The 20,961-nt window shown below is 69.0% G+C and carries 17 protein-coding genes; 11 read left to right on the top strand and 6 right to left on the bottom strand.

Annotated features, from left to right (window positions below; all coding sequences use genetic code 11):
• Positions 1–11 precede the first annotated feature (11 nt).
• On the top strand, positions 12–1,100 hold the full coding sequence (locus ACFWNN_RS10555; protein WP_382439629.1) for a phytase: 1,089 nt from the start codon (positions 12–14) through the stop codon (positions 1,098–1,100).
• A gap of 9 nt (positions 1,101–1,109) precedes the next feature.
• Positions 1,110–2,150 (top strand): winged helix DNA-binding domain-containing protein, encoded by a 1,041-nt coding sequence (locus ACFWNN_RS10550; protein ID WP_382439628.1) that lies wholly within the window; start codon positions 1,110–1,112, stop codon positions 2,148–2,150.
• Here ACFWNN_RS10550 and ACFWNN_RS10545 read toward each other — a convergent pair.
• The 3 genes from ACFWNN_RS10545 to ACFWNN_RS10535 form a co-directional block, all read right to left on the bottom strand.
• Complete coding sequence (locus tag ACFWNN_RS10545) at positions 2,147–3,190, bottom strand: glucose-1-phosphate thymidylyltransferase (RefSeq protein ID WP_382439627.1); 1,044 nt, start codon at positions 3,188–3,190, stop codon at positions 2,147–2,149. The two genes, ACFWNN_RS10550 and ACFWNN_RS10545, sit on opposite strands and share 4 nt — an antisense overlap.
• Before the next feature lie 245 nt (positions 3,191–3,435).
• Positions 3,436–4,212, bottom strand: coding sequence for a hypothetical protein (locus ACFWNN_RS10540; RefSeq protein WP_382439626.1), 777 nt, complete (start codon positions 4,210–4,212; stop codon positions 3,436–3,438).
• A gap of 231 nt (positions 4,213–4,443) precedes the next feature.
• Positions 4,444–6,000: an alpha/beta fold hydrolase gene (locus ACFWNN_RS10535; RefSeq protein WP_382439625.1), complete on the bottom strand. Its 1,557-nt coding sequence runs from the start codon at positions 5,998–6,000 to the stop codon at positions 4,444–4,446.
• A 119-nt stretch (positions 6,001–6,119) separates the two neighbouring features.
• Here ACFWNN_RS10535 and ACFWNN_RS10530 point away from each other — a divergent pair, with 119 nt between their 5' ends.
• The 5 genes from ACFWNN_RS10530 to fabF all read left to right on the top strand — a co-directional run bounded on the left by ACFWNN_RS10530 (position 6,120) and on the right by fabF (position 10,923).
• Positions 6,120–7,322, top strand: coding sequence for a PucR family transcriptional regulator (locus ACFWNN_RS10530; protein WP_382439624.1), 1,203 nt, complete (start codon positions 6,120–6,122; stop codon positions 7,320–7,322).
• Between the two features lie 194 nt (positions 7,323–7,516).
• Positions 7,517–8,446 (top strand): ACP S-malonyltransferase, encoded by a 930-nt coding sequence (locus ACFWNN_RS10525; RefSeq protein WP_382439623.1) that lies wholly within the window; start codon positions 7,517–7,519, stop codon positions 8,444–8,446.
• Complete coding sequence (locus tag ACFWNN_RS10520; RefSeq protein ID WP_382439622.1) at positions 8,443–9,420, top strand: beta-ketoacyl-ACP synthase III; 978 nt, start codon at positions 8,443–8,445, stop codon at positions 9,418–9,420. The genes ACFWNN_RS10525 and ACFWNN_RS10520 overlap by 4 nt, the downstream gene beginning before the upstream one ends.
• Positions 9,421–9,454: 34 nt before the next feature.
• On the top strand, positions 9,455–9,691 hold the full coding sequence (locus ACFWNN_RS10515) for an acyl carrier protein (protein WP_030465146.1): 237 nt from the start codon (positions 9,455–9,457) through the stop codon (positions 9,689–9,691).
• Complete coding sequence (gene fabF, locus ACFWNN_RS10510; protein ID WP_382439621.1) at positions 9,688–10,923, top strand: beta-ketoacyl-ACP synthase II; 1,236 nt, start codon at positions 9,688–9,690, stop codon at positions 10,921–10,923. The genes ACFWNN_RS10515 and fabF overlap by 4 nt, the downstream gene beginning before the upstream one ends.
• 501 nt (positions 10,924–11,424) lie before the next feature.
• Here the strand turns inward: fabF and ACFWNN_RS10505 are convergent.
• Positions 11,425–11,997 carry a hypothetical protein gene (locus ACFWNN_RS10505; protein WP_382439620.1) on the bottom strand — a complete coding sequence of 191 codons (573 nt, stop codon included), beginning with the start codon at positions 11,995–11,997 and terminating at the stop codon, positions 11,425–11,427.
• Between the two features lie 605 nt (positions 11,998–12,602).
• Between ACFWNN_RS10505 and lanKC the strand changes: the two genes are divergently transcribed.
• The 4 genes from lanKC to ACFWNN_RS10485 all read left to right on the top strand — a co-directional run bounded on the left by lanKC (position 12,603) and on the right by ACFWNN_RS10485 (position 18,847).
• Positions 12,603–15,161: a class III lanthionine synthetase LanKC gene (gene lanKC / locus ACFWNN_RS10500; RefSeq protein ID WP_382439619.1), complete on the top strand. Its 2,559-nt coding sequence runs from the start codon at positions 12,603–12,605 to the stop codon at positions 15,159–15,161.
• Positions 15,162–15,201: 40 nt separating this feature from the next.
• Positions 15,202–15,369: a SapB/AmfS family lanthipeptide gene (locus tag ACFWNN_RS10495; RefSeq protein WP_382439618.1), complete on the top strand. Its 168-nt coding sequence runs from the start codon at positions 15,202–15,204 to the stop codon at positions 15,367–15,369.
• Positions 15,370–15,512: 143 nt separating this feature from the next.
• On the top strand, positions 15,513–17,129 hold the full coding sequence (locus tag ACFWNN_RS10490) for an ABC transporter ATP-binding protein (RefSeq protein ID WP_382439617.1): 1,617 nt from the start codon (positions 15,513–15,515) through the stop codon (positions 17,127–17,129).
• Positions 17,129–18,847 (top strand): ABC transporter ATP-binding protein, encoded by a 1,719-nt coding sequence (locus ACFWNN_RS10485; protein ID WP_382439616.1) that lies wholly within the window; start codon positions 17,129–17,131, stop codon positions 18,845–18,847. The genes ACFWNN_RS10490 and ACFWNN_RS10485 overlap by 1 nt, the downstream gene beginning before the upstream one ends.
• 31 nt (positions 18,848–18,878) lie before the next feature.
• Here the strand turns inward: ACFWNN_RS10485 and ACFWNN_RS10480 are convergent, their stop codons facing one another.
• Together ACFWNN_RS10480 and ACFWNN_RS10475 are read right to left on the bottom strand one after the other, a co-directional pair.
• A complete protein-coding gene (locus ACFWNN_RS10480; RefSeq protein ID WP_030474501.1) occupies positions 18,879–19,382 on the bottom strand; it encodes a DUF3145 domain-containing protein in 504 nt (167 codons plus the stop codon).
• Positions 19,383–19,582: 200 nt separating this feature from the next.
• Entirely contained in the window at positions 19,583–20,926 is a 1,344-nt protein-coding gene (locus ACFWNN_RS10475; RefSeq protein WP_382439615.1) for a S8 family serine peptidase, read from the bottom strand.
• Positions 20,927–20,961 lie beyond the last annotated feature (35 nt).

Below are 20,961 nucleotides of genomic sequence, written 5' to 3'. Positions count from 1 at the left end.
ACGGTCCCACCATGTCATCTTCCTTAGCACTGGCGCTCGTGCCTTTGTTCCTCACCGCGCCCGCGACGCCCGTCATCACACCGACGGTCGTCACGCAGACCTTCGCCGAACCGGCCGACGCGGACGACCCGGCCATCTGGGTGAACCCGCGCGACACCGAACGCAGTGTGGTGCTCGGCACGCTGAAGGAAGGTGGCCTCGCGGCGTTCGACCTGAAGGGCCGCACCATCGGCGTCCACCCGGCGCCGCTGCCCCCGACGCCGGACGCGAAGCCCGGCCGGTTCAACAACGTCGACGTGCTCGGCGACCTCGCGTTCGTGAGCGACCGCGGCCGTGACCGCGTCCGGGTGTTCCAAGTGGACGCACGGGGCGTGGAGGACGTCACGAACCCCGCCACGAAGCCGGTGTTCAGCAAGACCGAGGCCGAGGTCGACGACCAGCACACCGTCTACGGCCTCGCCGCCGGGAACATCAACGGCAAGGACGTCGTCGTCACCAGCCGCCGCAGCGAGACCAGCATCGCGCTGCTGCAAGTGGTGAAGGGCAAGACCTACGACACCAGGAAGGTGTCCACTCTGGACCTTCCCGGCACCTTCACCCTGCCGAACGGCGAGCAGTGGACGGTGTGCGGCGAACCCGGCGAGGGCCCGCAGGTCGAGGGCATGGTCATCGACGAACGCACGAACACCCTGTACGCCGCCCAGGAGGACGTCGGCATCTGGCGCATCCCGTTGCGCGCCAACGGCTTCGGCAAGCCGCAGCTCGTCGACAAGGTCCGCACGTGGGGCGCGCCGCAGAAGTACGACCCGGAGACCGAGGAGTGCGTGGCCGACGGCCCGAACCCCGGCTTCGGCGGCCAGTGGCTCGAGGCCGACGCCGAGGGCCTCACGATCGCGAACGACGTGCTGCTCGCGTCCAGCCAGGGCGACTCGCGGTTCGTCGCCTACCGCAAGGCGGACATGAAGCCGCTCAAGGACTTCCGCGTCAAGGACGTCGAGCACTCCGACGGTGCCGACATCGTCCTGGGCAAGCTCAACCTGCTCGTCGTCCACGACGGCGAACGCCCTGATGGCACCGGATTCGCGTTCATCAGGTTCTAGTCTGTCCGAATGGGGACATTGAGCCTGCAAGAGCTCAACAGAGCACTGATCGAACGCCAGATGCTGCGCGAGCGCGCCGACCAGAGCGCGCTCGCCACCATCGAGCACCTCTTCGGCATCCAGGCGCAGGAACCGAAGTCGCCCTACGTCGGCCTCTGGACCCGGCTCCAGAACTTCCGGCCTCAGGAGCTCGAGGACCTGCTGACCAGCCGCGAGGCCGTGCGCCTGCTGCTGATGCGCGGCACGATCCACCTGGTCAGCGCCCGGGACGCCCTCGGTCTGCGCCCGCACACCCAGCTCAAGCTGGACCGCGAACTCCAGAGCGGCCCGTTCGCCGCCCGCCTGCGAGGCCTCGACTTCGACGAGATCGCCGAAGCGGGCCGCAAGATCCTCGACGAGACCCCGCAGGGCACCGCGGACGCCGGCAAGCAGCTCAAGGAACGCTGGCCCGACCGCGAGCACACCGTTCTCGGCAACGCGCTGCGCAACAAGCTCGCCCTCGTGCAACTGCCGCCGCGCGGCCTGTGGCACCAGAGCGGCCGGGCCGTCTGCACCACCGTCGAGAACTGGCTCGGGCAGCCGCAACAGGCGATGGACAAGGAGGAGATCGTCCTGCGCTACCTCAGGGCGTTCGGCCCGGCGACGGTCATGGACGCCCAGCAGTGGTCCGGCCTCACCAGGCTCACCGAGACGTTCACCGCCCTGCGCCCGCGGCTCGTCACGTTCCGGAACGAGGCCGGCAAGGAGCTGTTCGACCTCCCCGACGCTCCGCGCCCCGCCCAGGAGACCGAGCTCCCGGTGAGGCTGCTGCCCGAGTTCGACAACATCCTGCTCGCCCACGCCGACCGCCGCAGGGTCATCGCGGACGACCGGCTCGGCGTCGTCATCGGCGGCAAGCCGACGGTCCTCGTCGACGGTTTCGTCGTCGCCACCTGGGCGATCACCAAGGACCGCACCATCACCGTCGACTACATCGACGCACAGCCCAGGAGCAGGCAGAAGGCGGTCGCCGAGGAGTGCGACCGCCTTCAGGACTGGATCAGGAACTAGGCCGCCACGTCGACGTGCGCGCCGTCACCGACGACCAGCCGGTGCTGGCGCGCCGACCCGACGCGGGCCCGGCGGCCGATCAGCGACGTCTCGATGCCCGACACGTTGTGCACGGACGCCTCGTTGAGCACGATCGAGTCGGCCACCCCGGACTCGGTGATCCGGCAGTCCGCGCCGATCGACGTGTACGGCCCGATGATCGACTCCTCGACCAGCGTGCCGGCGCCGATGATCGCGGGCCCGACGATGCACGACCGCACCACGCGGGCGCCTTCCTCGACCACGACGTCACCGATCAGCGTGGACTCGGCGTCGACGATGCCCTGGATGTCCGTGCGCAGGCCCATCAGCAGCTCGCGGTTGCACTCCAGCACGTCCTCGACCTTGCCGGTGTCCTTCCAGAACCCCGAGTAGACGCGGGCCCGCACGTCGCGTTCGTGCGTCACCAGCCACTGCAGCGCGTCGGTGATCTCGAACTCGCCGCGCCACGACGGCTCGATCGCGTCGACGGCCGCGTGGATCGCGGGCGTGAAGAAGTAGACGCCGATCAGCGCGAGGTCGCTGCGCGGCTCCTGCGGGTGCTCGATCAGCCGCGTCACGCGCGAGTTCTCGTCCACCTCCGCGACGCCGTACAGCCGCGGGTCCTCCACCTTGTCCACCAGGACCTGCGCGGACGGCCGCAGCCGCGCGAACTCGTCGGCGATCTGGCCGATGCCCTCCGCCAGCACGTTCTCGCCGAGGTACAGCACGAAGTCGTCGTCACCGAGGAACGGCCGGGCGATCCGCACGCAGTGCGCGACCCCCAGTGGCACGTCCTGCTGGATGTAGGTGAGCGAGACACCCAGGTAGGAGCCGTCGCCGAACAGCTCGGAGATCTCCTGACCGCCTTCGCCCACGACGATGCCGATCTCGGTGATGCCGACGTCCCGCAGGTTCTCCACGACGTACTCGAGCACCGGCTTGTTCGCGATGGGGACGATCTGCCTGGGTAACGAGTATCCGGCCGGGCGCACGCCCGCGGACAGCACAAGGGCTTTCATTGGTCCTCCACCGCGACGGAACGATTCGGGTGGAGACGAGGTTCCGGCCGGGCACTGGATCGAAGCTGGAGAACCCCCAGAACACGAGGAAAGGGCCCCGCGCAGGATGTTTGCGCGAGACCCTTTCCAGAAGGTGAGACCCTCTAACGTCAGGGAGTCAGACCCCCACTCCCAGGAGTTAGACCCTCTAACCCTGCGGAATCAGAACCTCCGACTCCCGGGAGTTAGACCCTCTAACGGGAGTTTCAGCCCATCTGGGTGCCGGACGGCGGCGTCGGCGCGTCGCCCATGCGAGCGCCCATGCCGGCGCGCATCTCCTGCGGCATCTCCTGGGACGCGCGCGGCATCGGGGACTGGGTCTGCGCCTCGTCCTGCACGCGGGTCAGCCAGCCCTCCCAGCGCGCCTGCATCGGGCGGACCAGGCCGCCACCCACGCCGATGACGATGACGCCGGCGACGGTGGCGAGGACGGCGATCAGGACCGGCATGGTCACCGAGATCGCGATGCCCAGCTGGTTCAGCGCCGCGATGACGCCGAGCGCCATGACGAAGCCGTAGGTGATGTTGCCCAGCATCTTCGTGTACGAGCGCTGGCCCAGCGCCCCCATCACGAGGCCCTTGAGCGCGGTGCCGATGGCCGACGCGACGATCACGAGCACGAGCGCCACGACGATGCGCGGCAGGTACGCGATGACCTCGTTCAGCAGCGTGCTGACCGGGTTCGAGGCGCCGAAGACGCCGAACGCCAGCTGCAGCGCGATCAGCAGCACGAAGTAGTAGACGATCTTCGAGATCAGCCCGGAGGCGTCCATCGACGACTGCCGCATCGCGCCGTTGAGGCCCGACTTGTCGACGAGCTTCTCGAAGCCGACGCGCTTCAGCAGGAACTGGACGCCCTTGGCGAGCGCCTTCGCGATGAACCAGCCGATGACCAGCACGAGCAGGAAGCCCAGGAGCTTCGGCACGAACGTGGCGATCATCGCCCACGCCTGGCCCAGGCCCTCGGTGATTTGCGAGCCCACGGGCCCTCCAAGATCAGAAGTTGCGGTGAGTGAGAATCAGACCGCGTGATCGTTTCGCGGATCAGACGGCTCCACAACTTCGACACCGCTACACGAAAGGGTGGCTGACGTGGATTTTTGTCGCAATACAGTCCAGAGTGGAACTACCGGTGGGGACCGGGGAGAGGGAAGCGCCCGCCACGCTCCGTGGCGGGCGCTTCCACATTTCCGGGGTCGCCTCCGGCGGCCGGGTCAGGGCCGGGCGGAGAAGCCCCGGCCGTCCAGGTAGGCCTGGATCGCCTCCGCGGACAACGCCGGCGCGGCGCCGGGCTGACCGTCCTTCGGCACGTCCGGGCGCGGGTCGCCGGCGCACTCGGAACTGCTGCCGGGCAGCGCCCCGTCGATCAGGTACCGGTTGACCTTCTCGTCGACGCACTTGTTGCCGCCGTTGTAGAGGCCGTGCTTGCCCTCGTCGGTGACGGTGATCAGGTTGTGCCCGAGCCGCTGCGCCATCGCCGGTCCGCTCGCGTACTGGGTCTGCGTGTCGCCCTCGGACTGCACGACGATGCCGATCGGGTAGCCGGCGCGCGCGATCTTGACCGGCGGCTCCGGCGGCGTGAACGAGCGGAACGTGCAGGTCATCGGTGCCGCGCGAACGATGCCGAAGCCGTAGGGGTAGCGCTCGCGGAACATCCGCATGTCCTCGTAGTAGACGCTCACGTCGGTCGGCCAGTCCGACTCGCACGTGACGGTGTCGAAGACGCCGGACCGCAGTTCGTCCAGGCCCGTCCTGGCGAGCACCTGGGCGGCCTTGGCGCCCTCGGCGTTCGCGGGCTTCTCCCCCGACCGCAGCTTGGTCACGATGGTGGCCAGGTCCGACCACAGTGGACGGTAGCGGGCGCCCACCCCCAGCGCGCCGTCGAAGGAGGAGCGGTTGTGCTCGCCGATCGGCGTCACGTGCAGCTTCGCCGCGACCTTCTCGACCTCGGCCAGCACCTCGTCCCGCGACTTGCCGAGCCCGAGCTTCTCGTTGCGCTCCCCCGCCCAGGTCGCCCACGCCTCGACGTCCATCCGGTACGCGATGGCCTGCTGGCGGAACTGCTCGTGCCAGATCCACTCCGGGTGCACCGCGGAGTCGAGCACGCTGCGGTCGAGCCGGTTCGGGAACAACGTCCCGTACACCGCGCCCAGGTACGTGCCGTACGAGTAACCCAGGTAGTTGATCTTCTGTTCGCCCAGCACGGCCCGCACGACGTCCATGTCCCGCGCGGTGTTCGCGGTGCTGATGAACTGCCGGATGCCGCCGCCGGACTTCTGGCAGGACTCCTCGGCCTCGCGCGCCTCGGCCGCCCACTTGCCGAACTCGCTGTCGGCGGGCCGCGACTCGGGCGCGGCGATCGCGGGCGCCGCCCGGCAGTTCAGGGCCGTGGAACCGCCGACACCGCGCGGGTCGATGCCGATCACGTCGTAGACCTGCGCGAGTTCGGACTTCGTCAGGAACAGCGGCAGGCCGAGCCCGGAGCCGCCGGGACCACCCGGATTGGTGAACAGCACGCCACGCCTTCGGTCGGCGGCCGTCGCCTTCTTGCGGCTGATGGTCAGGTTGATCCGGTCCCCGGCCGGTTTGGCGTAGTCGAGCGGCGCGACCAGCGTGGCGCACTCCAGCTCGGCGAGCTTTCCGCCGCACTGCGCCCACTTGGCGGTCTGGGTGACGAACTCGGCGAGCGGGTCGGGTGGGTCGGCTGCGGCGGCCGTGCTCGTGGTGAGCAGAGCGACGACCCCTAGGACGAGTGCGGGGAACCTGCGCAAGACGAACCTCCACGCCGTGCCGAAAGATCTCTGCCGACCGACGGTATGGCCGTTCATCGAGGCCGAAGGGTTCTGTCACCCGTCCCGGTGATGTCACCCCGCTGCCTTAAGCTGCGGGTATGACCAGCAGCAAGACCGCGAAGGAGGAGCACTCGCCGACGCTCTCCGCCCGCACCATGCGCAAGATCGAACGCGCGTCGGGCTCGCTCGCGACGGCCAGCGTGGCCGAGATGGAGCGGCGGCTGCCGTGGTTCGCGCGGATGCCCGCCGACCAGCGGGCGAGCGTGCTGCTGCTGATCCAGAACGGCGTGGCCGGGTTCGTCGAGTGGCTGCACGACCGGCAGCAGGCGATCCGGCTGTCCGCGGACGCGTTCCGCAGCGCCCCGAAGGACATCTCGCGCTGGGTCAGCCTGCGCCAGACCGTGGAGCTCGTCCGGATCGCCCTGGAGCTGTTCGAGGAGCAGATGCCGGAGATGGCGGCGGACGAGGTCGAGCGCGCGTTACTGATGGAGGGCGTGCTGCGGTACGGCCGGGAGATCGCCTTCTCCGCGGCCACCTCGTACGCGGCGGCGGCCGAGGCGCGCGGCGCCTGGGACGCGCGGCTGGAGGCGCTGGTCGTCGACGGCATCGTGCGTGGCGACCCCGAGGAGTCGCTGCTGTCCCGTGCGGCCGCGCTGGGCTGGGACCCGGCGCTGGAGGCGACGGTCCTGGTCGGCAACCCCGGCGGTGAGGACCCTCCCGCGATCATCTACTCGGTGCGCAGCAAGGCCGCCCGCGCCGGTCGGCCGGTGCTGCTGTCCGTGCAGGGTTCCCGCCTGGTCGTGGTGCTCGGCGGGCCCACGGAGACCGGGGAGGACGTCCTCGGGAAGATCGCCGAGGGGTTCGGCGAGGGGCCGGTGGTGGCGGGGCCGACCGTGGCGTCGCTGTCCGAGGCGCACCGTAGCGCGAGTGACGCGTTGAGCGGGCTGCGTGCCGTGGTGGGCTGGCCGGCGGCTCCCCGGCCCGTCCGGTCGCTGGACCTGCTGCCGGAACGGGCGCTGGCCGGTGACCCGGAGGCGGAGTGGCAGCTCGTCGACAGAGTCGCCCGGCCGCTGGAGGACGCCGGTGGCGCGTTGCTGGAGACCGTGGACGCGTTCCTGGAGGTCGGGGGCGTGCTGGAGACGTGCGCGAAAAGACTGTTCGTGCACCCGAACACGGTCAGATATCGCCTTCGGCGCGTTCAGGAAATGACGGGAAGAAATGCACATGACGCTCGAGACGCACTTGTGCTTCGCGTCGCATTGTCTGTAGGACGCCTAGCGCGCTCCCGTGGCCTGTGGTAGCGAACCGCCTGTGACGGACTTCGCACACATCCGTTAGGGTGAGGGCCAAACGACCTCACACCGCGCTGAGCTGCGGTTACGTCGCGGCGCGTTCACGCCGCCGACACTTTTGTAGGGTCTCTACAAATACGATCGCCGTACTTCGTTCTTTACAGCATGGGGTACCGACGGGTTCACCGGCTTTAGTAATCGGCGTGATCGCACTCCTCGCGCCCGGACAAGGGTCCCAGACGCCCGGCATGCTCACCCCCTGGCTCGAACTGGAGGGGGCGGAGAAGCAGGTCCGGACGTGGTCGGAGATCACGGGCCTCGACCTGGTGCGTCTCGGCACCACCGCGGAGGCCGACGAGATCGTCGACACCGCGATCACCCAGCCGCTCGTCGTGGCGCTCGCCGTGCTCGCGTTCGGTGAGCTGCGCAGGCGCGTCGAACTGCCGCCCGCCGTGATCGTCGGCGGTCACTCCGTCGGCGAGCTCGCCGCGGCCGCCGTCGCGGGCGTCATCAGCGCCGACGACGCCGTCGCGCTGGCCGCCGTGCGCGGTGCCGCGATGGCCGAGGCGTGCGCCCTGGAGCCGACCGGCATGGCCGCGGTCCTCGGTGGCGACGAGCCGGAGGTCCTCGCACGACTGGAGGAGCTCGGCCTCGTGCCCGCGAACCGCAACGGCGCCGGTCAGATCGTCGCGGCCGGCCCGCACGCCGCTCTCGACGCGCTCGTGGAGAACCCTCCCGGCCCGGCGAAGATCCGCAAGCTGGCCGTCGCGGGCGCGTTCCACACCAAGTACATGGCGCCCGCCGAAGACGCGGTGCGCGCGCGTGCCGCCCAAGTCACCACGCACGACCCGTTGCTGCCGCTGGTGTCCAACAAGGACGGTCAGGTCGTCACCGAGGGCACCGAGGTGCTGCGGCGCCTGGTGTCCCAGGTCACGAGTCCCGTCCGGTGGGACCTCTGCCAGGCCACCCTCGTCGAGAAGGGCATCAGCGGTTCCGTCGAACTGCCGCCCGCCGGCGTGCTGACGGGTCTCGCGAAGCGCGCGATGAAGGGCACCGCCACCCTCGCCCTGAAGACCCCCGACCAGTTGGAGAAGGTCTCGGAACTGATCGAGACCGTTGGAGCCGATAAGTGACGACCTTCCAGGCCCCGCAGCCGTCCGCGGGTAGCCGCATCATCGGTCTCGGCAGCTACCAGCCCGAGACTGTGGTGAGCAATCACGACCTCGCCCAGCGCATGGACACCTCGGACGAGTGGATCCGCGAACGCGTCGGCATCGTCAACCGGCACGTCGCGGCCAAGGACGAGGGCGTCGTCGACATGTCGGTGCTGGCCGCCACCAAGGCGATCGAGGACGCGGGCATCTCGCCGGAGGACATCGGCGGCGTGATCGTGGCGACGTGCACGATGCCGTCGACCATCCCGAACGCCGCCGCACAGGTCGCGACCCGGCTCGGCATCAAGGCCGCGGCCGCGTTCGACCTGAACGCCGCGTGCGCGGGCTTCTGCTACGCCGTCGCGACCGCCGCGGACATCGTCCGTGCCGGCACGGTGCGCAACATCCTCGTCATCGGCGCCGAGAAGCTCACCGACTGGACCCACCCCGACGACCGCTCGACCGCGATCATCTTCGCGGACGGCGCGGGTGCCGTCGTGGTCGGTGCCAGCGACGCGAACGAGATCGGCCCCGTCGCGTGGGGCTCGGACGGTTCCATGTCCGAGGTCATCCGCATCGACGACCGCGACTCGTTCATCCACCAGGAAGGCCAGACGGTCTTCCGGTGGGCGACGACGCAGGTCGCTCCGGTAGCGATCCGTGCCGCCGAACTCGCGGGTGTCGAACTGTCCGACGTGGACGTGTTCGCCCCGCACCAGGCCAATCTCAGGATCATCGAGGCCATCGCCAAGCGCCTGCGCAAGAATGGTGCGCGCGAGGACCTGAAGATCGCTAGAGACATCGTCGAATCCGGTAACACCTCCTCGGCCTCGATCCCCATGGCGTTGGACCACATGAGGACCGCGGGCGAGATCTCCTCGGGAGACGTGGTGCTGATGGTCGGGTTCGGCGCGGGCCTGTCCTACGCGGGACAGGTCGTCAGGGTCCCGTGAGTTTTTCCATCGTTTCAATCGAAAGGGAACTTCAGTGAGCGACAACGTCCTGTCCGGTCTTGCCGAGATCGTCGAAGAGGTCGCCGGCGTTGCCGCCGACGACGTCACCGCTGAGAAGTCCTTCGTGGACGACCTCGACATCGACTCGCTGTCGATGGTCGAGATCGCCGTCCAGGCTGAGGACAAGTTCGGCGTGAAGATCCCGGACGACGAGCTGGCGAACCTCAAGACCGTTGGTGACGCGGTGAACTACATCACCAGCAACAAGTGACTTCGGGCATCGAGGTCGTCATCACCGGGCTGGGTGCCACCACCCCGCTCGGTGGTGATGTCACGTCCACCTGGGACGCCCTTCTGGCCGGCAAGAGCGGTGTGGGTCCGATGACCCACGAGTGGGTCGAGAAGTACGACCTGCCGGTCAAGATCGCGTCCCAGCTCGTGGTGGACCCGACCGAGGTGCTCCCCCGAGTCGAAGCCCGTCGCCTGGACCGCTCCGAGCAGGTCGCCATCGTGGCGTCCCGCCAGGCGTGGTCCGACGCGGGCCACAACGACGACACCGTCGACCGCCAGCGCCTCGCCGTGATCATCGGCACGGGCATCGGCGGCGCGATCACCCTGCTCACCCAGGACGACCTCCTGGAACAGCACGGCCTGCGCAAGGTGTCGCCGCTGACCGTCCCGATGCTGATGCCGAACGGCCCGGCCGCGCACGTGGGCCTGGAACTGAAGGCACAGGCGGGCGTGCACGCCCCGGTCTCCGCCTGCGCGTCCGGCGCCGAGGCCATCGCATGGGCCTACCGCATGATCATGTCCGGCGAAGCCGACGTGGTCGTCGCGGGCGGCGCCGAAGCGTGCATCACGGCCATCCCGGTGGCGGGCTTCTCGCAGGCCCGCACCATGAGCACCCGCAACGACGAGCCGGAGAAGGCCTCACGCCCGTTCGACACGGGCCGCGACGGCTTCGTCCTCGGCGAGGGCGCTGGCGTCATGGTCCTGGAACGCCGCGAGTTCGCAGAAGCCCGCGGTGCTCGCATCTACGGCCGCCTGGCGGGCATCGGCACCAGTGCCGACGGCTACCACATCACCGCCCCGGACCCCGAGGGCGTGGGCCAGTCGCGCGCCATCGCCGCAGCCCTGCGCTCCGGCGGCATCGACCCGTCCGACGTGGGCCACGTGAACTGCCACGCCACCTCCACCCCGGTGGGCGACGTCGCGGAAACCGTGGCGATCCGCAAGGCGATCGGCGACCACCCGGTCCTGACCGCCCCGAAGGGCGCACTGGGCCACCTGCTGGGCGCGGCAGGAGCAGTAGAAGCCATCGTCACCGTCCTGTCGATCCGCGACGGCATCGTTCCCCAGACCCTCAACCTGGAGAACCTGGACCCGGCCGTGACGCTGGACGTGGTGGCGGGCGAACCGCGCAAGATCAAGCTGGACGCCGCCGTGAACGACTCGTTCGGCTTCGGCGGCCACAACGTGGCCCTGGCCTTCACCCCGGCCTAGTCCACACCGCTCGACCACAAGCCCCTGTCCGCACCAGCGGACAGGGGCTTTGTGCTGCCCGACAAGCAAGGCGCCCGAGGCGAGGAGGAGCGTGGCGAGGCGCGTGCGGGAGAGGCGGGGCAGGGGCGCGGCAAGGCGGGCGCAGCAGGGCGACGGCGAGCCCGTCCGAGCGCGCGAACGCAATGGCTACCCGACCTCAACGCAATGCCGAAGGCGAGGCGTCCCTCCTGGGCGCACCACGGCAAGCGGTACGGGGTGACGTACCCGCCCAACGTGCCCACGCTGCAAAGAGATTGGGGCTTGACTTTGGGTGCGAGGTGCTAGCTTCTCGAGCTCGGCCGGGCGCTTTTCAGCCCGGCCTTTTCCGGCCGATGAGCGCCTCGCAAGGGCCCCGAAGTCAAGCCCCAATCTCTATCGACGCGCCAGCGGCGATGACGAAACCGCGCTCGTCCGCAGTTCGTCTTTGCGCCCCAACGCAACCACTCACCAAAGCCGACGAACTCAGCACTTCTCCATCTGAGGGGTCCGGCTCTCCGGCGCGTCATCCACCTTCAACGCCCCACCCTCCCAAGTCATCACATACACGACCCGCCACCGGATGCACTTCTCCGGAAACGCTGGCGGAGCCTTAGCAACGTCCTGAGTGGACACGAACGAGATCAGCACCCGCAACCGCCGCCCCAGCACGTCGGACTCGATGCGCTGCACCACCATCCCGCCGTCCCGAGTGCTCTCGTACGCGGCGATCCAGGTCTCCTCGCGCTGCGTCGACACCCGCTTGGCCGACACCACCGACCGCCACCCGGGAAAGTCGAGGGTGTTGATCGAGTCGAAGTAGGCCTGCAGCACGCGCTGCACGGCCGTCCGGTCGGGATGGGTGAACGAGTCGGGGCTCAACCGCACCTCAGCCGACCCGGGCAGCGGCCCGACCACAGAGGACGACGGCACGGCGGGAGACCCGGCGGCTTCCGCGGGTCGCAGGTAGAGGGCGCGGCCCACCATGCCGGCGGCCACTGCGGCACCGGTGATCACGACCACGGCCGGCACCAGCCAGCGGCTTGCCAGACTCCCCACGCGCGCAAGCCTAGCCGCACGACACGCCGGGCAGCAGAGGGCCGCTCACAAAACGTGTCGCGTTACATCAAAACGGCAATTTCACTCGAACGATTACATCACACCGCGAAATGGCAAGGTGCATGTAGCAAGACAATGTTTGATACATAAATTGATGAGGGGCAATCTCATCCTACGAATGAGTTCCAACGGGCGACTCCGTACCGCCATTCGGCCGTATCAAACACGCAATGAGAGCCAATTGTGGCTTCACCCGTAAAGAGCAGCCGACACAGCGCGTACACAACGTTTGCACCCGCCTAACTATACGTCGTGATCCACTTGGAATTGCGCAGGTCACGGGCGCCCAAGTTCCAGAACGCGACAGTGCCGTTTAGCGGAAACCGGGCAGATCGCCGAACAAGGCCCATCCAGCAAACCTCTCAATCGAGTGAGATGGACCCAAACCTCATCACCACAAGTCACATACGCGCCGGTAACCTGGGGTCCTTCGGACACGAACGGGCGACCCATATGACCCTAACGGCGGATTCCCCATAGGCTCGGAATTGTGCGGGAATATGCGGCATCGAAGAAAGCAAAAACGAACCAAGGGAGGGAATTCGGTGGACCTCAGATACGAGGCGTACTGCTTCGCCGATCGGCAGTTCTACGATCTGCAGAGCAGCACCGAAAGCACCTCCAAGGACGACTTTTCCACCGAACTCCCCGCGCTCCCACCCGACTGGACCACGGCTGAGCGCAACGTGTGGCGGCATCACCACCCGAAGGGGGTACAGCTCCCCAACCAAGGGTGGAAAATCCACGTTTCCGCTGGACTCGACAACGCCGGCCGGGTACTGAAGGCGACTTTCGACTACTGCGTCGAACGCCGCATCAGCTTCAAGTACCTGCGGACCATGTCGATCGTGCTGGCGCGCAACTCCAAGTACGCACCCCGCGAGGGCAGCGGCAAGCTGGTGACGATCTACCCGCTCGACGCCGCGCACCTGGAGCAGATTCTCGCCGAGCTCGCGCAGGTCCTCGACAACGAGCACGGCGCGTACATCCTGAGCGACCTGCGCTTCGGCAAGGGGCCGCTCTACGTGCGCTACGGCGGGTTCGCCGAGCAGTGGCTCGAGGTCGACGGGCAGCAGGTGCTCGCGATCGAGGGCCCCGACGGCGAGCTGATCGCCGACAAGCGCAAGCCCGTCTTCAGCCTGCCCGAGTGGATCGAGCTGCCGGCGTTCCTCAAGCCGCACCTCGACGAGCGCAACGCCGGCGACCCGGCCAAGTTCCCGTACCAGATCAAGAGCTCGCTGCACTTCTCCAACGGCGGCGGCGTCTACCTGGCCACCCGCAAGAGCGACGGCAAGGAGGTCGTCCTCAAGGAGGCGCGGCCGCACGCCGGCCTCGACCGCGAGGGCGACGACGCCGTCGCCAGGCTCGACCGCGAGTACGAGATCCTCACGAAGCTGCAGGGCGTCCAGGGCGTACCCGAGGTGTACGACCGCTTCACCGAGTGGGAACACCTCTTCGTCGCCATGGAGTTCATGCCCGGCCGTTCGCTCGGCCAGTGGCTCGGCAGGCACTACCCGTTGACGCACAAGGACGTCAGCGACGAGACGATCACCGAGTACAAGGCCCGCGCCCTCGCGATGGTCGACAAGGTCGAGAGCCTCATCGCCGGCGTCCACGAGCGCGGCGTCGTCTTCGGCGACCTGCACACGCTCAACATCCTCGTGGATGACGACGACGAGATCTCGCTCATCGACTTCGAGCTCAGCTCGACCATCGACGACGTCCGCAAGCCCACCCTCGGCGCGCCGGGTTTCCAGGCCCCGCGGGACCGCGACGGGTTCGACATCGACGCGCACCCGCTCGCCGCGCTCCGGCTCTGGATCTTCCTGCCGCTCAACACGGTGCTGGAACTGGCGCCGGCGAAGATCCGGCAGCACGTCAAGGTGATCCAGGACCGCTTCGGGCTCACCGACGAGTACTGCGCGCCGATCATCGACGTCCTCACGCCGCGGGTCGACCCGCCGACGGACCCCGCGTTCACCGAGTTCGACGAGCAGAAGCCGGACTGGGCGTTGGTGCGCAAGGAGATCGCCACCGCGATCCTGCACAGCGCCACCCCGCACCGCCACGATCGCCTCTTCCCCGGCGACATCGAGCAGTTCGAGACCGGCGGCGCGAACTTCGGCCACGGCGCCGCGGGTGTGCTGCACGCGCTCGCGGAGTCCGGCGAGGGCCGCTTCCCCGAGCACGAGCAGTGGCTCCTCGACGCGGTCAGAAGAGAACCGCCCAAGCAGCCAGGGTTCTACACCGGCGCCCACGGCATCGCGCACGTGCTGGAGAACTTCGGCCACCACGACGCCGCGGCCGAGATCGTCGAGAGCTACGCCGAGCTCGTACCGTCCACACAGGACCACGGACTCAGCGCGGGCCTCTCCGGCATCGGCCTGAACCTGCTGCACTTCGCGGACAGCCGCCAGAGCGACGACTACGCCGCCCAGGCCGAGCAGCTCGCGGAACGACTCGCGCGGCAGCTCACCGACGCCCGGAGCAACGACAAAGCAAGGGCCGGCCTGCTGCACGGCTGGTCCGGACCGGCGTTGTTCTTCCTGCGGATGTTCGAGCACACGGGCGAACGCCGCTGGCTCAAGCTCTCGGAACAGGCGCTCGAACGCGACCTGGCCGAGACGATGATCGCGCTGGACGGCTCGCTCCAGGTGCGCGACGGCACGCTCCGCAGCCTTCCGTACGTGGGCATCGGCGGCGCGGGCATCGCGCTGGTGCTGACGGAGTTCGCGAAACACGCGCCAGAACGGCCGTGCGTCGAGAAGCTCCCCGAGCTGCTCAGCGGCTGCACCGGCGAGTTCGTCATCCAGCCCGCGTTCACGCTGGGCCGGGCCGGACTGCTCGCCACCCTGGCCCACGCCACGCACCACCAGCCGAACGCGCGGTTCGAACGCGCGATCCAGCAGCACCTCAAGGCTTTGGGCTGGCACGCGGCACGGTACGGCGGGGGCCTCGCGTTCCCCGGTGTGCAGCTGCGCCGGCTCTCCATGGACCTCAACACCGGCGGTGCGGGCGTCCTGCTCGCCATCGCGTCCACTGTGGACGAGAAACCGCCACTGCCCTTCCTGGGCTCACGAACGCCGGTCCTCGCGGACCGGTAGCAAAGAAGAGATCGATCCCTCGAAATTAGGAGACAGTGTCATGGGCTTCATCCTTGACATGCAGGACCTCGAGACCCCCGAGGCCCCGGCCAACGTCATGGCCGGCGGCGGCAGCGGCCACGGTGGCGGCGGCGGTTCCACGACCGCGTCGAGCGCCTCCCTGCTGCTCCCCTGCAGCCACAGCAGCGCGTCCCTGCTGCTGTGCTGATCTAGCTCCACCAAGCACGTGAACGGCCGGTGAGCGGCATAGGCGAAGTATGCCGCTCACCCGCCTGAAGAGGGCTCGGCAGCCGGCCAGCTGCCGGGCCCTCGCTTCATGATGGGCCTTGCAGACCCCCGGAGGAACAGCCGATGACCAAACCCGGTGACCAGCTGTTGTTCTCCACCGTCAAGCGCGACTACCGCCCGTGGTTGCTGCTCCTGAACGCCGCCGTGGCCACGACCGGCGGACTTCTTCTTCCCGCCGCCCTCGCGGGCGCCGTCGACATGGCCCTGAGCGGCACGTTCGTACTGGCCACGATCGTGTTCCTGCTCGTCCTCGCGGGTGTCGAGATCTTCGCGGACGCCATCGGCATCGTGCTCGCCGCGAGCATCACCGCCCGCGCCACCGCGTGGTTGCGGCGGCGCCTCACCCAGCAGCTGCTCACCCTCGGTCACCCCCCGAAGTTCGCCGCCGGAGACGCCGTCAGCCGCGTCACAGGCGACTGCGGCAACGCCGGCACCATCGCGACGACCGTGATCGGTCTCGTCGTCACCGTCGTGTCCTCGGTCGGCTCGGTGATCGCGCTCGCGCTGCTGGACTGGCGGCTCGCCGCGGTGTTCCTGGTCAGCGCTCCCCTGGCCGGCTACCTCGTCCGCACGCACATGCGCCTCACCGCCGACGACGTCCTGGCGTACCAGGAGATCTCCGGTGAAGTCTCCGCACGACTCCTCGACTCGGTGTCCGGTCTGCGCACGATCGCGTCCGCCGGCATCGCCGACCGCGAGGCCGGCCGCGTGCTGGAGCCGCTCCCCCGGCTCGCCGCGGCGGGCGCCGGCATGTGGCGCACCCAGGCCAAGATGATGTGGCGAGCCGGGCTCCTACTGCCCGCCGTCGAGGTCGCGGTGCTCGCCGCCGCCGGTTTCGGGGTCATGCAAGGACGACTGAGCACCGGTGACGTGCTGGCCGCCCTCGGTTACGCGGCGCTCGGCATGGGGATCGTCGGCCAGATGACCCAGCTGACCGTGCTGGAACGGACCAGGGCCAGCGCCGCCAGGATCGCCGAGGTCCTGGACACCGAGGCTCCGCGACGCCCGCGGCCCCAGCGCTCCAACGGCGTCATCGAACTCCGGAACGTCCGCGTCGAGGGCGCCCTGCACGGCGTGAACCTGATGATCCCGGCCGGTACGTTCGTCGCGGTCGTCGGCAGTTCCGGCGCGGGCAAGTCGACGCTCGCGGCCGTGCTCGGCGGACTGTCCGCTGTGGACTCCGGCGAGGTCTCGGGCCACGACTCCGTCGGCTACGCCTTCGAACGCCCGGCGCTGCTCGGCACGACGGTCGGCCGTTCCATCGGCTACGGAACGGACTCCGACGAGGTCCAGGTGCGCGACGCCGCCGTCGCCGCCCAGGTCCACGACGTGCTGATCCGGCTGCCGCAGGGCTACGAGACGCCGATGGCCGACGCCCCGCTGTCCGGCGGTGAGGCGCAACGGATCGGGCTCGCCCGCGCGATCGTCCGCGATCCCGACGTGCTCGTGCTCGACGACGCCACCGCCAGTCTGGACACCGTGACCGAGGCCAAAGTGGACAAGGCGCTCACGACCGCGCTGCCCGGACGCACCAGGATCGTGGTCACGCACCGGCCCGCGACGGCCTCCCGGGCGGACTTCGTGGTGTGGCTGGAGAAGGGCCGGATCAGGGGCACGGGCTCGCACCGTGCGCTGTGGCACAACGAGGACTACCGCGCCGTGTTCACCGGGGGCGAGTGATGCGTTTCTACCTCTCCACGCTGGCAGGACACCGCAAGGGCGTGCTGGTCCTGCTCGGCTGGTCGATGCTCGAAGGCATCCCGGCGTTCTTCGGCGGCAGGCTCGTCGGCAGTGCCGTCGACCGGGGTTTCGCCGCGGGGAAGCCGCTGGCCGGCGTGCTGTGGCTGCTGTCGTTCGCGGTGCTCGCGGTGGTCGGGGCGTGGGGGCAGCGGCAGGTGTTCGCCCGGCTCGGCGAGGTCGTCGAACCGATGCGCGACGCACTGGTCACGCGCGTGGTCAAGGGCGTGCTGAACGACCCGTCGCACCGCCGCACCCCGGACGCCAGCGCGGTGGCCATGATCACGCGGCACGTGGAGGTCGTCCGGGACGCCACGGCGGGTGTGCTGGTGCAGGCGCGTGCCCTTCTGGTCACCACGATCGCCGCGCTCGTCGGTCTCGCGACCACCGCGGCGGCGTTGATCTGGCTCGTAGTGCTGCCGATCGTGGCGGCGTTGCTGCTCTTCGGGATGATGCTGCCCTCACTCGCCAAACGGCAGCGCGACGTCGTGATGGCCGACGAGAGCACCGCCGAGGCGTCCGGTTCGGTGCTCACCGGACTGCGCGACGTCGCCGCCTGCCAGGCGTCCGACGAGGCCTACCGCGACATCGCGAAGCAGATCAACCGGCAGGCCAGGGCCACGACCACGGTCGCCTGGGCGAACTCGTTGCGCGCCACGGTGATCGCGATCGGCGGCTTCACCCCGGTCGTGCTGCTGGTGGCGTTCGCTCCCCCGCTGGTCGCGTCCGGGCAGCTCACGACGGGTGCGGTGCTGGCGGCCGTCGTCTACCTGACCAACAGCGTGAACCCCGCGCTGCACGGCCTGGCCCGCACCACCAGCACGGTCGTGATGCGGTTGATGGTCGCCCTCAAACGACTTCAGGAGGCCGCCCCCCGCACGGATCAGAAGCCGGGCACCGAAACGCCGTCCAACGGCACCTTCGTGCTGCAGGACGTCACGTTCGGCTGGAGCCCCGAGTCGGAACCGGTGCTGCGCGGCCTGTCGCTGAACCTGCGTCCCGGCGACCACCTGGCCGTGGTCGGCCCGTCCGGCATCGGCAAGTCCACAATGGCCAGTCTGCTGACCGGTCTGATGCCGCCGGGCCACGGCTGTGTGCTGTTCGGCGGAGTCCCGGTGGACCGGGTGGCGCCGGCGATCCGCCACCACTCGATCGCGTTGATCCCGCAGGAGACGTACCTGTTCACGGGCACCGTGCGGGAGAATCTCGCACTTCTCGCACCGTGGGCGAACGACGAGGACCTGATAGCCGCGGCCACAATGGTTGGCGCCAAACCACTTCTGGACGGGCTGGGTGGCCTCAACGCGTCGATCGGCCACGGCGGTGAGGGACTTTCCGCTGGTGAGGCGCAACTTCTGGCGCTCGCACGGGTCTACGTCACGTCCGCGGGAGTGGTCATCCTGGACGAGGCGACCTCGCACCTGGACCCCGCCGCGGAGGCGCGCGTCGAACGGGCTTTCGCGCAGCGGAACGGAATCCTGGTGGTGATCGCGCACCGGCTGAGCTCGGCGTTGCGGGCGAACCGGGTGCTGGTCATGGACGGCGGGAAGCCGTTGCTCGGCTCCCACGAGCAACTGCTCCGCTCGTCCGCGCTCTACGGACAGCTGATGCTCGCGTGGGATCCCACGCACCGGAAAGAAACCCCGCTGCCCAAACGGTGAGCGGGGGTCCACTCCGGACTAAACAGCGCGTTCAGCCGACACGGTGCAGCCAGGTGACCGGTGCTCCGTCGCCCGCGCGGCGGAACGGTTCCAGCGCGTCGTCCCACGCCGCACCGAGAAGTTCGTCGACACCATGAGCGAAGGACTCACCGCCTCTGGCCCGCACAGCCAGAGAACGCAGCTGGTCCTCGTTCACGACGATGTCGCCGTTGGCCGACGTACGCGCGTGCCACAGGCCCAGAACGGGCGCGAAGCAGAAGCGTTCGCCGTCCTGACCGGAGGAGGGTTCCTCCGTGACCTCGAAGCGAAGCATCGGCCACGCGCGCAGCGCAGCAACGAGCTTGGCGCCGGTGCCGGCGTCTCCGGTCCATGCGCATTCAGCGCGCAACTGGCCTGGTGCCGCGGGTTGCGCTGCCCACCTGAGGTCTACCCGGACACCGAGGGTGCCCGAGATCGCCCACTCGACGTGCGGACAGACCGCAGACGGCGACGAGTGGACGTAAACCACGCCACTGGTGCTGCCACGGGTGCTCACTGCTGACCTCCGCTACTCGACGAGGGACGTCTTCCCCTACGCCTTTGCCGAGAGTGAGGTGATCACCGCGAAACCCGTTCGCTGCATTCTGCCTCGACTTGAGGCATGTCCGCCATAAGAACCAGCTCGATCATCACCCGACCGGGGCAGATACAGGTCTTAAGTCCCGATCTCCCGGCCGAGTGATGCGTGATCGTGATCTACAGAGCGTTTACCGCGGCCACCACGTCGACTAGCCCGGTGCCCTTGTCGAACGACGAGGTGTACGGGCCCGCCGGCACGTAACCGGTGCCGTACTTGTGGGCCGTCGACTTCAGCGCCCGTTCGATGTCGGCGGGGGTCGCGGAAGGCTTGGCCTGGAACAGCTGCGCGACGATGCCCGCGATGTGCGGGGCCGCCATCGACGTGCCGCTGATCGTGTTGAACGTGCCGAGATCCAGCAGGCCAGGGCCGTTCTGCGGCTTCAGGCCGGTCGCGCAGATCGGCAGGTAGAGCCGGCACGACGAGGTGATGTTCTCGCCCGGCGCGGAGATGTCCGGCCACGTCGCGGAGTTCGTCGCGAGACCCCGCGAGGAGAAGTCGGACACGGCGCCGTCGCGGGTGCCGGTCTCCTGGTCGTTGTAGGACGCCACGGAGATCACGCCGGGGGTCGGGTCGGTGCCCGGCGGGTTGGACAGGTTCGCGGACCCGTCGCCGCCGTCGTTGCCGTTCGCCCAGACCACGACGACGCCCTCGGCCACGAGCTGTCGTTGCAGCTTGACAGTGACCGACTCAGGGTCGAACGCACCGCCGCCAGACGGACCATAGGAGTTGTTGATCACCTTGATCGGCGGGCAGGTGGAGGCGGGCACCCCGGCGCCGCACGGGGCGTTGTGGTTCTCCAGCACCCAGTTCAGCGCCGCGTCCGCGCCGAGGATCAGGATCGCCGCGCCGGTCGAGATCACGACGCCCTTCGCACCGGGTGCCGCGCCGCGGATGACGGGGCCGCCGCCGGTCGTCTGCACGTCGCCGCCGATCGCGATGCCGGTGACGTGGGTGCCGTGGCCGCCCAGCGACGTGGTGTCGGTGTCGAGGAAGTTCGGCACCGGCACGATGCAGTTCGTCTGCGTGGAGCCGTCCAGACACAGGCTCTTGAGGTTGCGGACGATCCGGCCTCCGAACGACGGGTGCGTCGGGTCGACGCCGGAGTCGATCACCGCGACCGACACGCCCGCGCCGGTCAGGCCGAGGCTGTTGCGGGCGTCCAGGCCGCGCGTGGCGGTGTGCGAGGTGGAGCCGAGGAACTTGATCGGCTGCTGGACCTCGACGCGCGTCACGCCCGTTTTGGCCCTGGCGGAGGAGATCCGCGCGGAGTCACCCCGCGCGGCGACGACGCCGATCTTGCGGAAGCTGGTGAGCTTCTGCAGCCCCGCGGCCTCGACCGCCGCTTCGGCTGCGGCGATGTCGGTTCCGTGGACGTAGACGGTGGAGGTCGGCGCGGCCGTCGCGACAGGGGAAGCGACGGCCACCAGGAGCACAGCGAGCAGTGCAGCGCGTTTGTACATGGACCCTCCGTGAACATTGGCAGGCAATCCATCTA

Origin of the sequence: Lentzea sp. NPDC058450, assembly GCF_042721395.1 — a bacterium.
Classification (GTDB): Bacteria; Actinomycetota; Actinomycetes; order Mycobacteriales; family Pseudonocardiaceae; genus Lentzea.
The sequence above is the reverse complement of the archived record's forward strand: the minus strand, read 5'-3'. Positions and strand labels throughout refer to the sequence as shown.

Coding starts and splice junctions, on each gene's coding strand:
- ACFWNN_RS10555 (WP_382439629.1), top strand. CDS start 12: ATGTCATCTTCCTTAGCACTGGCGCTCGTGCCTTTGTTCCTCACCGCG.
- ACFWNN_RS10550 (WP_382439628.1), top strand. CDS start 1,110: ATGGGGACATTGAGCCTGCAAGAGCTCAACAGAGCACTGATCGAACGC.
- ACFWNN_RS10545 (WP_382439627.1), bottom strand. CDS start 3,190: ATGAAAGCCCTTGTGCTGTCCGCGGGCGTGCGCCCGGCCGGATACTCG.
- ACFWNN_RS10530 (WP_382439624.1), top strand. CDS start 6,120: ATGACCAGCAGCAAGACCGCGAAGGAGGAGCACTCGCCGACGCTCTCC.
- ACFWNN_RS10495 (WP_382439618.1), top strand. CDS start 15,202: ATGGGCTTCATCCTTGACATGCAGGACCTCGAGACCCCCGAGGCCCCG.
- ACFWNN_RS10490 (WP_382439617.1), top strand. CDS start 15,513: ATGACCAAACCCGGTGACCAGCTGTTGTTCTCCACCGTCAAGCGCGAC.
- ACFWNN_RS10485 (WP_382439616.1), top strand. CDS start 17,129: ATGCGTTTCTACCTCTCCACGCTGGCAGGACACCGCAAGGGCGTGCTG.
- ACFWNN_RS10475 (WP_382439615.1), bottom strand. CDS start 20,926: ATGTACAAACGCGCTGCACTGCTCGCTGTGCTCCTGGTGGCCGTCGCT.